This window comes from Pseudoalteromonas rubra (genome assembly GCF_005887095.1).
GTDB classification, from domain to species: Bacteria; Pseudomonadota; Gammaproteobacteria; order Enterobacterales; family Alteromonadaceae; genus Pseudoalteromonas; species Pseudoalteromonas rubra_E.
Genome location: NZ_PNCI01000037.1, coordinates 75,884 through 88,381 on the forward strand (window position 1 = coordinate 75,884; position 12,498 = coordinate 88,381).

A 12,498-nucleotide genomic window follows, 5' to 3' on the forward strand; every position below is an offset into this window, starting at 1 on the left:
TGCTCCCGGTACCCGATTACACCGTGCAACCAATCAGGTTACACATCAGCTCTGTCATTTTCAGCCACTGGAACTCGTACTGAATAATAAAATTACCCATCGTCATCCAGATAATCAACAAGCCTGCCACCATAGTAAATGCAAACCCAACAGAGAAAATATTCATCTGCGGCGCAGCCCGGGTCATTATGCCAAATGACAGATTAATCAGCAGCATGGCCGTTAGAGGTGCCAAAGACAGCGCAAGCGCTGTCGCAAACAGCCAGCTCCCCCAGGTCACTATCAGCCAGTAATTATCGACCACCCACCAACTGCCATCGATAGGCCAAGTCTGAAAGCTATAGACCACCATTTTGATCATCATCAGATGGCCATTGAACACAAAAAACAATAACGTCGCCAGGATCAGATAAAACTGGCCAACAGCAGGCACACTCAGACCATTGGCGGGGTCGACCACTGACGCAAAGCCTAACCCGGTTTGCATTGCCAGGATCTGACCCGCAACAATAAAGGTATTTAGCAACAATACAGAGGCGAAGCCAATGGCAACTCCGACAATGATTTCATGTGTCACAACCAAAACCATGGCGAAGGAAAATAAGTCAGTAAACTGAGTCTGGGGGATGGCAGGCACAACCGCCACAGTGACCACGATCGACAGAGCAAGTTTCACCCGGGTTGGCACACTTTGGGCACCCAAACCAGCCATAATCATGATCATAGAGCTGATCCGGACAAACGGCAACATGTAGTCGCTCAGCCACTGTATAATGATTGCTAAGGGGTACTCCATAGTACTACCCTGCAATTTCAGGAATTTGCAGTACCAACTGGTTGAAGAAGTCCATCAGCACCTGCACCATCCAGTGGCCACCGAAAATCAGTGCCAAAATGGTGATGATGAGCCTGGGCAAAAAGCTCAGCGTTTGTTCGTTAATCGATGTTGCAGCCTGGAAAACCGCAACCACCAAACCTATCATCAGACCGGGTAGTACAATTGCGGTTACTAATTTGATAACAATAAAAAGCGAGTCACTGAGAATGTCGACAAAAACTTCTGGTTCCATGTCACACTCCTAAACCAAAACTTCGCGCCAGCGTGCCCATTATCAAAGACCAACCATCAACCAACACAAACAGCATGATCTTAAAAGGTAAAGCCACAATCATCGGAGAGAGCATCATCATACCCATGGCCATCAAGACACTGGCTACCACCAGATCTACTATCAGGAAAGGGATAAAAAACATAAAGCCAATGATAAAAGCGGTCTGCAGTTCACTGGTCACAAACGCCGGAATAATGACCACAAACGGCGTGTCTTCCGGGCTATCCAGTTTATCGTAACCCGCTATCTTAGCGAATGTTTCCAGGTCCTTTATACGGGTCTGGGAAAGCATAAATGCTTTGATCGGCTCCTTGGCTTGCTGCAATGCCTGTATCGACGTCAATTCTTCGTTCAAATAAGGTTGCACTGCGCGGTCATTAATTTGATTGAATATTGGCGCCATAATAAAGAAGGTCAAAAACAGCGACATACCCACCAATACCTGATTTGACGGCGATTGCTGCAAGCCAATGGCCTGACGTAAGATAGCCAATACCACAATGATACGTGTAAACGAGGTCATCATAATCACAGCAGCAGGGATAAAGCTCAGTGCCGTCATGATAGCCAAGACTTGCAGGGTTACGGAGTATTCCTGAGAGCCATCCGGATTAGTGGTTACGCTCAAAGCCTCGATACCATCAGCGAAGGCATTTGATGCAAAGAAGAATACACTGATGAGGAGGAGAATTCGGATCATACGTTCATTTCTTATTGTTATTTGCGCCAGACATTAAGCGACTGAGTTCTTTTGCAAAAGGCGCTGAGGGTGTCACCTCTAGCGGCGACTCTAACTGATATAAATAATTGATACTGTGTGGCGTGACACCAAGCAAGTGTTGCTTGTCGTCTATTTCTATCACCAGCAGGCGCTCCTTACTGCCTAGCGGTAAGCTTCGTATCACTTTAAAATCCTGGCTGTTGCCCAGGTTTGGATTGAAGCGCTTTACCAGCAATGCCAAGCCAATAATGGCCAACACCACAAAAGCCAAAGACAGGCCAACCGACAATAGCTCACTGCTGAGCCCGCTTGGTGGCTGCGCTGCAGCCACACTGGAGAACATTAAAGCACTCATTACCCAGGCTGCTAGCGAAGCTTCTTAATGCGTTCGACCTGGCTGATCACGTCAGTCAGGCGAATACCAAACTTATCGTTTACAACAACCACTTCGCCGTGCGCAATCAAAGTGCCGTTGACCAATACATCCAGAGGTTCACCGGCAACCCGATCCAGTTCAACAACGGATCCCTGATTTAACTGGAGTAAATTACGAATATTGATTTTAGAGCGTCCCACTTCCATAGAAATGGTGACCGGGATATCTAAAATCGTATCGAGTTTGCGCTTTTCATCTGCACTCAGATTAGCGCCGCTGTCCTGCAACTCTTCCAGTTCCGCAACTTCGGCTTCAGCACCATCCTGGTCAGCTTCCTCGGCCTCTGCAAGTGCAGCCGCCCATTCGTCCATTGTATCTTGATCATCGCTCATGCACTGACTACCTTAAATTAACTTCTTCATCACCAATCTAAATCCACACCTTCAGACAGGTGCAGATCTTCTTCTAATTCTGCCAACTCGGCATCCGAATCCAGCTTCTTGCCGCCCTTTGTAAAGACGTGAAGCTCAGACTTAACAGACTCAGGGCGTTTAATCTTCTCACTGATCTGCAGTGCCACATTATCACGGGAACGTCCCATTTTTGCCCGGAAAGTCGGCAGCTCTTCCACAAACACAGTAATATGCTCAGGCATTTCAACGGGGATAATATCTCCCGCTTTCAACTGCATGATCTGCTCCAAAGACAGATCTACCTCAAGTAACTGCGTAGACAGTTCAACTTCGACGTCCATAATTTCGTCGCGCAACGCCTTACTCCAACGCAGATCCGTATCTTCCGTATCTGACTGGACACCTGCATCGAGTAACTCCCGGATAGGTTCAAGCATTGAATAAGGTAAGGAGATATGGAAGTCGCCTCCCCCGCCGTCTAGCTCGATATGGAATGAGCTGATCACCACCACCTCGGTAGGTGACACTATGTTGGCCATCGCGGGGTTCACTTCCGAATCCAGATACTCAAACGAGACATCCATAACCGGTGCCCAGGCTTCTTTGTAATCTTCAAAGATTATCTTGAGCAGCATCTGAACTATCCGCCGCTCTGTCGGCGTAAACTCTCGTCCTTCAATTTTTGCATGATAGCGCCCATCACCTCCGAAGAAGTTATCTACCAGTATAAATACCAGTCGGGCTTCCATAGTGATCAATCCGGTCCCCTTGAGAGGACGAAATCGCACCATGTTCAGGCTGGTGGGGACAAACAGAGTATGGATGTACTCGCCAAACTTGAGCATTTGCACACCGTTGATGGATACTTCTGCGGTACGGCGCATCATATTAAACAAGCTGATCCGCATGTGACGAGCAAATCGTTCATTAACAATTTCGAGGGTCGGCATGCGACCCCGAACGATTCGGTCCTGCGACGAAAAGTCGTATTGTAAGGCGTTACTCGTCCCGCCATCATCACTATCGGGGACTTCTTCTTCTTCGACTTCATCAACACCGTGTAATAAGGCATCGATTTCGTCTTGTGATAATAAGTCGCTCACTGACTCTTCCTACTGCATTACAAAACCGGTAAATAATACGCGTTCAACCACTTTGCTACCTTCCACACTCTCCATTGCGGCCTGAACCTTGTCTAATGCACTCAGTCGCAGCGTTTCTTTGCCTGCACTGGTACTCAGTTCATCGGCTGTTGTGGTAGAAAACACACTCAGCAAGGTCCCCTCAATCAGAGGAATATGCTTTTTAGCTATCTCTTCATTGACGTCACCACGTACAAGAAGTTGTACCTTAATTTGTACAATGCGGTCCCGGCTTGCGCCAGGTACGTTAAATACAAAAGGACGAGGCATAGCAACATACAATGCACTGCCTGTCTGTGCCGCATTTTGTTCGGTGGCCTGCACCTGTTGCTCAGTCGTTTCTTCGGCCAGCGATTCGGGGGCGTCATCTGACCCTGCAAATAAAAAGTAGCCTGCAACTGCGGCCAAGACAACAACCACAGCGGCAATGATGATGATTAATTTCTTCTTCGAGCCACCCGTCTCTTCTATTTCTAAATCGCTTTCTTCTGCCATATTCGCGCTTCTTTAAATCACACTTACCTTAATCATAGCAGCTGTTACGCATAGTAATCTATTGCAGAATCACTTTGCCGTCTGCTAGTTGTTGATTGTTGGCCGTTATTTTGCGCTTCACTGGCATTATTAGCAAGTGTTCCATGACCTTGGGATGCTTCCTGCTGCTGTTGCTCACCACCCTGACCTTGCTGAATGTTACTTTCTCCAAGCTGGATCCCCTGCTCGGCCAGCATCTCTCTGAGTTTCGGCATGGACTGTTCAAGCTGTTCTTTCGCTTGCTGATTTTGCACAACAAAGTTGACCTGAGCCTGCTCACCCTCGGAGCGTATACGTATCTGCATACTGCCCAGCTCAGGTGGGTCTAAGCGGATCTCAGCTTCCTTGTTATTGATATTGAGCATCATATTGACACGCTCTTGTAAGGCTTTCACTGCGTCATTTCTGGCAATATTAATGGCCTGACTGATCGCGGGATCAGTCTGCATGGCTTTTTGGTTTACCGCACTTTGCTGATTAACCTGCTGACTCTGTCTAACTTGCTCAACTTGTGCCAGCAATTCATTGAATTCATGCTTCATCCCCTCTTCAGGGCGCTCACCACGAATTGCCTTAAAAATATTTTCAACAGGCGCAGGCATTGCACTGCGTTGCTGCGAGTTCTGCTGCTCCGATTGGCCCCCTTCTTTTTTAAGCTGGGCTAACTCAGGATGTTCACCTTCTAACGGATCTGACATCACTGTCTGCTGCAAGTTTTCTTTACCCTGAGATTTTGCATCTGCGCTGCTCACACCCGTCTGGCTTACCACCGCGGCTTGTTTATTCACTTTTTCAGATGAGACAGGATCTGTCAGGCCAAGCACTTTACCGTCCTTTTCGACCGTCGCCGCCTGTATCGACTTATCCGCTACTTCAGCCTGTTTGGAACCTGGCTCAATCGTTGATTGTGGTTTGCTCGCAGTACCCTCGCTAGGCTTTGCCGCAAGTTCTTGCAATAGCAGCTCCGCCTTAGTGCGCTGCTCAGGATTACTTAGCTCGCCACTTTTTAATTGCGCACGAAGGTTTGTCTCCAGCACTTGCTTTTGATCGGGAGTAAGAGAGTCAACCATCGCCTTCAAGTCAGACGTACTCACAGGGGGTACGGCATTTTTTGCTGGCTGCTGAGGTTTCATAACCTGTTCATCACCCGTTATGTCCTCTTTATCTCCTTGCGGCGCAGTCATTACAGGGCCAATCTGATCAACAGGACGTTGAGATTTTCCAGCACTGGCAGGTTGTAGCTCACTCACATCGCTGTGCGCAGCACTAATATGTGTGGCTGCTTTATCCGGTGCTGGTCGCAGTTCAATGTCGACCTTTGCTGGTTGCTGCTCATTGACGAGCTTCACAGAGGCCTCAGCGGTCCCTTGTTTACCAATTGCTGTATTTGCTGTTTGCTTTGTATTGTCAGCGCTCTCACCTTTAGCAAGCTGAGTGATGGGATCCAGTTTAACATCGCCGTCTGCTGGCTTGTTTTGAGTCTGTAACCCTGATCCGTCTGTCGGCTGCGTGATAACAGGGCCTACCTTATCAACTCGTTTTGCAACAGCCGGGTCACCCGGTTTTTCTACTGATACTTCACCTTGACCAAGTTTACCATTTGCATACAGGCCAGCGTCCAGAGTTGGCTTTTTCACTACACCATTTTGCAATTCAACATCTACAGAAACATCAGATATTTCAGTATCACCGCTATTTTTCTCCGCTGGCACTGGTAAAACGGGCCCAACACCATCAACCGGCTTTTTATTATCCGGACCTGTTACCTGCTCAGCTTTAGACAAATAATCTTTCAGTGCTTTAGGAACCGGCGCTAAGTTTTGTGCTAAATCGGTATTCTGCGCATTCGATGATTTGATCTGTAAAAGCAAATCATCAGCATGGCTGCCGCTGGTATCTGTGGCTGTATCAGTGCCTGGAGTGACGGCCATACCTGCACCCATTTTCGGGTCTGTCTGGCCTGGGAGCGCTGAATCATCCAGCTTTAAAGGCTCATCCGGCAGCGCTTTGTTGCCTCCGGGAAGCTGGCTGTCATCAAAGCCCAAGCGGCGGTCAAGGCCACCAGGCAAAGGCATATACTCTCCCGCCTCATCCGTATTTGACTGTGAAGCCTCATCGCTACTGTCTTGCTCTGCCTGAGCTAACATTGCAAGAAACCCTGAGTCCTCGGACTGTTCCGTTTGATCCTTTCCCTTCGCCGAAACTCCGTTATTGATTGCTACTTCTAGCGAAACATTGACCATACTCTCACCTTTATATGCGGCAACTTCACGCCGCTAACCGGATAAAATTGATGTGCTGTAATGACACTGCAAAAAACACGCCATTATTGTGCAAATTTTGTTATACCTTAATAGGCCTGCTTACGACGCATAAAAATATTAGTCGCAAACTCGTCGAGCATTTTCTGCTCTGCTTTTGCAAGCCTCTGCTGCTGTTCCAGCGCTTTTTTCTCAATCAGTTTCGCGATTGCTTTGGCCTTAACCTGCTGCTCTAACCATAACTTGCGGCGTTGATCGACCACCCGCTTAGCGGTTGCAACTGTGTTGGCCTGCTGGCGAATGGCTTCTTCAATTTTGTTGATAAAAGCATGATATTGGCCAAACCCGGCGCTAGACAGGCCCTGCAAAGCCTTTTGATGCAGCTGCTGACTATACTCAAGACGAAACTCGTTCAGACCAGTGAGCTTTTGCTGGTTAGCGTGAAAGTTTTGCTCCGCCTGGATAAAGCTGAGCCGGAGCTTTTCTTCTTTTTCACTTTCAAGTTTATAAAGTAAATCGAGTTTATTATTTGCCATTAGCCTTGTCCCAGTAGTTGTGCCAGGCCTTGCAGACATTCATCGTAATGCAGGACATCTTTCATGCCCTGCTGCAAGAAGGCATTAATATTTGGCATCATATTAATGGCCTGATCCAGCATAGGATCACTCCCCTGCTGATAGGCCCCTAACGTGATCATGTCTTTATTTTGTTGATACATGGAATACACCTGCTTGAGTACCCTGGCCTGTTGCATGTGACTGTCTGATACCACCTGAGGCATCACCCGGGAAATAGATTTCTCGATATCTATTGCCGGATAGTGGCCGCTGTCAGCAAGGTCGCGAGATAAAACAATATGACCATCAAGAATTGCACGCGCAGAGTCCGCGATTGGGTCCTGCATGTCATCCCCTTCACTCAGTACGGTGAAAAAGGCGGTAATAGAACCCTGCCCCTCACCGCCATTTCCCGCACGTTCAACCAACGCGGGCAGTTTGGCAAATACGGAAGGCGGATAACCTTTCGTTGCTGGCGGCTCTCCCACCGCCAGTGCGATTTCACGTTGCGCCATGGCGTAGCGAGTTACAGAGTCAAGCAATAACAAGACATTCAGCCCCTGATCTCGAAAGTATTCAGCAATTGTGACAGCGCTCTCACACCCTTTTAGTCTCATCAACGGAGACGCATCGGCGGGTGCCGCCACCACCACTGAGCGACGCCGCCCTTCAACTCCCAGGATCTCGTCGATGAATTCTTTAACTTCTCGTCCCCGCTCACCGACCAGCCCCACCACGATAACATCCGCCTCACTGCCGCGTGTCATCATGCCTAGCAGGACGGATTTACCGACACCACTGCCCGCAAACAACCCCATCCGCTGACCCTGACCGACCGTGACAATAGAATTAATTGCACGAACACCTACATCCATAGGTTCTTTGATTGGGCGCCTGGCCAAAGGATTAATGGCTGACTGCGCAAATTTAAGATGAGTTTCGGCTTCAATCGTGCCTAAGCCATCCAAAGGCCGGCCCAGGCCATCCACGACTCGACCCAATAAGCTCATACCCACAGGCAAGCCAGCCTCTTTGATCTGTGGAATAACCCGGGCACCGGGTAGCACGCCTGAGATATGATCGTTCGGCATCAGGTAAAGCGTGTCCTGATTGAAGCCAATGACTTCAGCATCCACAAAGCCACGTATTGTTTCTATTTTACACTGACTGCCAACCGGTGCGTTTAGGCCCTTAGCTTCCAAAGTTAAGCCAACGACACGAGTCAGGCTGCCTGCCACCGCAACCCCATAGGGTTGAATGTATTTTTGAAATTTTTGCAGGCGCTCTGCCAGTGGCTGCTCTGATGAACTGGATATTGTCATTTGCTATCAGTGAAAATTTGCGATAATCCACTTATGCAAAAACCTAACCAACTTTTAGAAAGGGCGGTACCTCCACCAGCAGGTACCGAGTAATGAAAAGTGTTAAGGGTCTACACCACTGTCTTGTAAAAAGCTGCCCAGTACTTCGCTAATACGATTTTTCAGGCTCAAATCGATGGATGAGTCCGGCGTTCTGATGTGACACCCACCCCGCTCAAGCGTTGGTTCGGGCACCAGCTGCCAATGCTGCTCGGCAATGGTTTCTTCTCCATAGGCTTCTTTGACTAACGCCAGATCTTCAGGGTGCAGATTAATTCGCATCTGTGTATCGTGCAGTGGCAGCGCATCAAGCCCCTTTTTCAAGGCTTGCAGAATAAGCTCGGGTCGGGTTTTAACTTGTTCGAAGATGACTTGCTCTGCCAATAAATTGACGAGCTGCAACAGTTGCTTTTCGGCGGCTTCGTCAATTTGTCGCAACGGCTTTTGTGTCGCTTCCAGTAATGCAGACAGCGATTGAAGACGTTCTTCAATCAACGGTTTAGACTCTTCAATCCCCTGCTCTTTACCAAGTGTCACGCCTTCTTTATAACCGGCTTCTTTCCCTTCACTAACACCTTTGTCAAAGCCTTCAATATACCCTTGCTCGTGACCCTGCTTCAGGCCTTCTTCGAATGCATCTTGTCTGATCTGCTCCAGCTCTTCCAGCGTGAGCATGGGTACTTCTTCTTCCTCAGGCTCAGGCGCAGTTTGTTGTACTTTTTGCTGATAAAGCTCCTCAAGTGGCGTGCCCATTGCCGTGGAGCGCCCGGAATATTTACTTAAGTCTTCTTCTACATTAGGGATTGGCCAGTTTTCCAGTAACTCATCTAATGCTTCGGAGCTGACCGGCTTGCCACGATATAGCTTTTTTTCCGCCATGGTTTACAGGAACTCCTCACCGCCACCGCCGCCAAGCATAATTTCACCTGAGTCAGCAAGGCGTCGAGCCGTTGCCAGGATCTCTTTTTGCGCCGCTTCTACTTCACTGATCCGCACCGGCGGCATGGCTTCTAAATCATCCGCCATCATCTCAGCCGCACGTTTAGACATGTTCTTCATAATCTTGTCTTTCAATGAATCGTCGGCGCCTTTGATGGCCTTCATCAACACATCCTGTTGTACCTCACGCAGAATCGCCTGAATACCGCGATCTTCCACATCCATGAGGTTTTCAAAGACAAACATCAGATCCTGAATTTGCTGCGACATCTCTTCATCATGTTCACGGATAGAGTCCATCAGCTGACCTTCGATGTTGGTATCCAGGTAGTTCATGATATCCGCAGCGGCTTTAAGGCCACCCATTTTCGCAGCTTGCGCACCGGCCTGACCTGCGAACTGTTTCTCCATGATTTCATTCAGCTCTTGCAGTGCTGCTGGCTGTACTTCTTCGAGGTTAGCGATCCGCATTGTCAGATCGAGGCGAACTTTCTCAGGGAACTGAGAGAGGATTTCAGCGGATTGCTCTGGTTCGAGATAAGACAACACAATCGTCTGGATCTGCGGGTGCTCATTACGAATAATGTTGGCAACCTGCTTGGAATCCATCCACTTCAGAGAGTCCAGACCTTTAGCGCCCGATCCCATCACAATCTGGTCGATCAGGCTGGCAGCTTTGTCCTCACCCAGTGCCGCAGTCAGTGCCTTCTTAATGAAGTCTTCTGACTGGAAGCCAATGGTACTGAAACTCTGAATTTGCTCGATAAACAGATTATGGACCGCACTGATTTTGGCCTGCGATAAGTCATCGAGTGCCGCCATTGCCATACCCACTTTTTGCACCTGCTTAGGCTCAAGGTGCTTCAGGATCTGGGCGGCATCTTCTTCCGTCAGGCTCAGTAGCAGGATGGCGGCCTTATCGACCCCATCCAGTTTGTCTACATCGAACGCCGGCGGCAGTTGTTTTTGTTCTTCATCACTCATCTTCGGTTAACCATGCTTTGACTACTTGAGAAGACAGCTCTGGCTCATTGGCAACCAGTGCACGGACAGCTTTAAGCAAATCTTCATCACCATGTAAGTCTGGCAATTGTAATGTACCATCGGAAGAGAAGCCAACTGCTGATTCATCAAAGTCATTGTTTAACATATCTAAAGTGCTGTCACCAAGGTCTACTCCTGAGGTTAGTGCATCTTCATCATATTCTTCAAGCGTATCTTCTGGGTAAATCAGACGTTTCAGCATAGGTCTGACGACCGCCAGAATCAGCACTATGATGACCAGCGCGCCCATTACCAGACGGATGGTTTTCATGAACCATTCCTGCTCCCAAAGGGGCAAGTCGCCTTCTTCCAAAATATTTTCACGTACAAAAGGTACAGTCACCACTTCCAGTGCGTCACCACGCTGCATATCAAAACCCACCCCACCTTGCAGCAAGCGACGAATGTTATTCAGTTCTTCCTGAGAACGCGGTGTCATAACCATATTGCCTTCAGCATCAGGCTTATTCATGTAGTCCACAGCAACCGAGACACTGATGCGACGGATCACGCCGGTTTGTTGACGCTTATGTGAGATAGTGGTGTCCAGCTCGTAGTTACGTGTCGCTTCTTTGTGTATACGTGACGGGGTTGTACCCGAGCCATTGCCTTGTCCAGCTACTTCTGGAATATTTGAGTTCACCGGAGGCTGGTTCGTTAGCGCACCAGGGATCCCCACCGCCAGGCCGCCCACATTGTTCTCTTCAAACGTGGTTTCACTGCGTACCGCGGGCAAATCCGGGTTAAAACGTTTCTGAGTTTCTTCTATCGCGCTGAAGTCCATGGTCAGGTCAACCTGTGCGGTATACTTACCCAGACCAACGACAGGGATCATGATGCTGTCGATTTTTTCCAGGTATTCCTGTTCACGCTTACGTTCTATCTCATATTCTTTGCGAGAACGTGCTGCCAGAGAATCCTGAGAGCCAGAGTTAAGCAAACGACCATTCTGATCTGTCACCGTAACACGTGCTGGTGTTAACCCCTGTACCGCAGAAGCAACGATATCAACAATGGAATCTACTTCTTCACTATCCAGTGTCCGACCACGTTTAAGCGTTACGACTACAGTCGCTGACGGCTGTTTTTCGCGTCGTGCAAATACATTCTCTTTTGGAATAGCCAGCAGAACTTTAGCGCGGTTAATATCCTGCAGCTCTTCGATGGTCCGGGCCAGCTGTTGTTCACGGCTGTGCTTAAGGCGCTCACGCTCCAGACGTTGGCTCACACCAAAGCCCATATCCTGCATCAGAATATCAGTACCACTGCTGGGTGCCTGGCTGAATCCATCACGGGCCATTCTCAGCTTGATGTCCTGATAATCAGATTCAGCCACCATGATGGTGTTGCCATCCAGGTCATACTCAATTTTCTGTGCATCGAGAAAGTCCAGCGTCTGAACCAGCTCTTCTGTAGGGTATTGACCTAACGGACGCATATCAGGCTGACGTGCCCAGATAATGATAAAAATCGCAATTGCCAGGCAGATGGCCAGTGCGATCACCAAAGTAACCTGGCGGAGCATATCAACACCGCTTAAAGCACTAAAGTAGCCCGATTTTTGCTCTTGTTGCGTATCTGCTTCGCCACCTGCACCGGGAACCGTTTGTCCATCAGCAAGTGCCAGATCGGTTGATTGATTAGTAGCCACGATTACTCTCCGCTAAACTCTGATTATACCGGCATGCTCATGATGTCTTTATAAGCTTCTATCAGCTTATTTCTGACATTCATTGTGGCATCAAAGGCCACCGATGCTTTGTTTCTGGCAATCATTGCTTCAGCCAGAGACACGCTGCGGTCACCCATTTCAACAGCAGTCACCTTTTCTTTAGCGTCACGCTGTAATCCAGCAACCGTATTAAGTGCATCGCTGAGTAAGTCACCAAACTGGGCGCTTGAAGTAGCAGCCGTTGCCTGAACTGGCAGCTTATTCGGATCCTGTGGTCTGACGCGGCCGGCTTCTGAGGCCATTGCCTGCATTTCCTGGTAAAGTCCGGTAGATTGAATTTTCATGGTCTGGCTCACTTTGTGAGTT

14 protein-coding genes are annotated in these 12,498 nt (G+C 48.7%); all 14 read right to left on the bottom strand.

Features of this window, described 5'->3' with window-relative positions:
- Window positions 1-16: 16 nt before the first annotated feature.
- Window positions 17-796, bottom strand: a complete 780-nt coding sequence (gene fliR / locus CWB99_RS16220; protein WP_138550019.1) for a flagellar biosynthetic protein FliR — start codon at window positions 794-796, stop codon at window positions 17-19.
- A gap of 4 nt (window positions 797-800) precedes the next feature.
- Entirely contained in the window at window positions 801-1,070 is a 270-nt protein-coding gene (gene fliQ, locus CWB99_RS16225; protein WP_138550018.1) for a flagellar biosynthesis protein FliQ, read from the bottom strand.
- A 1-nt stretch (window position 1,071) separates the two neighbouring features.
- Window positions 1,072-1,812, bottom strand: a complete 741-nt coding sequence (fliP, locus tag CWB99_RS16230) for a flagellar type III secretion system pore protein FliP (RefSeq protein ID WP_138550017.1) — start codon at window positions 1,810-1,812, stop codon at window positions 1,072-1,074.
- Between the two features lie 4 nt (window positions 1,813-1,816).
- Window positions 1,817-2,188 carry a flagellar biosynthetic protein FliO gene (fliO, locus tag CWB99_RS16235; RefSeq protein WP_138550016.1) on the bottom strand — a complete coding sequence of 124 codons (372 nt, stop codon included), beginning with the start codon at window positions 2,186-2,188 and terminating at the stop codon, window positions 1,817-1,819.
- A gap of 11 nt (window positions 2,189-2,199) precedes the next feature.
- Window positions 2,200-2,601 carry a flagellar motor switch protein FliN gene (fliN, locus tag CWB99_RS16240; RefSeq protein WP_054015623.1) on the bottom strand — a complete coding sequence of 134 codons (402 nt, stop codon included), beginning with the start codon at window positions 2,599-2,601 and terminating at the stop codon, window positions 2,200-2,202.
- A gap of 29 nt (window positions 2,602-2,630) precedes the next feature.
- A complete protein-coding gene (gene fliM, locus CWB99_RS16245; RefSeq protein ID WP_046003911.1) occupies window positions 2,631-3,725 on the bottom strand; it encodes a flagellar motor switch protein FliM in 1,095 nt (364 codons plus the stop codon).
- Window positions 3,726-3,734: 9 nt separating this feature from the next.
- Window positions 3,735-4,259 carry a flagellar basal body-associated protein FliL gene (gene fliL / locus CWB99_RS16250; RefSeq protein ID WP_138550015.1) on the bottom strand — a complete coding sequence of 175 codons (525 nt, stop codon included), beginning with the start codon at window positions 4,257-4,259 and terminating at the stop codon, window positions 3,735-3,737.
- A 44-nt stretch (window positions 4,260-4,303) separates the two neighbouring features.
- Complete coding sequence (locus CWB99_RS16255) at window positions 4,304-6,541, bottom strand: flagellar hook-length control protein FliK (protein WP_138550014.1); 2,238 nt, start codon at window positions 6,539-6,541, stop codon at window positions 4,304-4,306.
- Window positions 6,542-6,648: 107 nt separating this feature from the next.
- Window positions 6,649-7,095 carry a flagellar export protein FliJ gene (gene fliJ, locus CWB99_RS16260; protein ID WP_138550013.1) on the bottom strand — a complete coding sequence of 149 codons (447 nt, stop codon included), beginning with the start codon at window positions 7,093-7,095 and terminating at the stop codon, window positions 6,649-6,651.
- Complete coding sequence (gene fliI, locus CWB99_RS16265) at window positions 7,095-8,438, bottom strand: flagellar protein export ATPase FliI (protein ID WP_138550012.1); 1,344 nt, start codon at window positions 8,436-8,438, stop codon at window positions 7,095-7,097. Before fliI ends, fliJ begins: the two co-directional genes overlap by 1 nt.
- A gap of 102 nt (window positions 8,439-8,540) precedes the next feature.
- Window positions 8,541-9,356: a flagellar assembly protein FliH gene (fliH, locus tag CWB99_RS16270; protein WP_138550011.1), complete on the bottom strand. Its 816-nt coding sequence runs from the start codon at window positions 9,354-9,356 to the stop codon at window positions 8,541-8,543.
- 3 nt (window positions 9,357-9,359) lie between these two features.
- A complete protein-coding gene (gene fliG, locus CWB99_RS16275; RefSeq protein WP_054015617.1) occupies window positions 9,360-10,400 on the bottom strand; it encodes a flagellar motor switch protein FliG in 1,041 nt (346 codons plus the stop codon).
- Window positions 10,393-12,114 (bottom strand): flagellar basal-body MS-ring/collar protein FliF, encoded by a 1,722-nt coding sequence (gene fliF, locus CWB99_RS16280; RefSeq protein ID WP_138550010.1) that lies wholly within the window; start codon window positions 12,112-12,114, stop codon window positions 10,393-10,395. Before fliF ends, fliG begins: the two co-directional genes overlap by 8 nt.
- 20 nt (window positions 12,115-12,134) lie before the next feature.
- A complete protein-coding gene (fliE, locus tag CWB99_RS16285) occupies window positions 12,135-12,476 on the bottom strand; it encodes a flagellar hook-basal body complex protein FliE (protein WP_138546246.1) in 342 nt (113 codons plus the stop codon).
- Window positions 12,477-12,498: the final 22 nt, after the last annotated feature.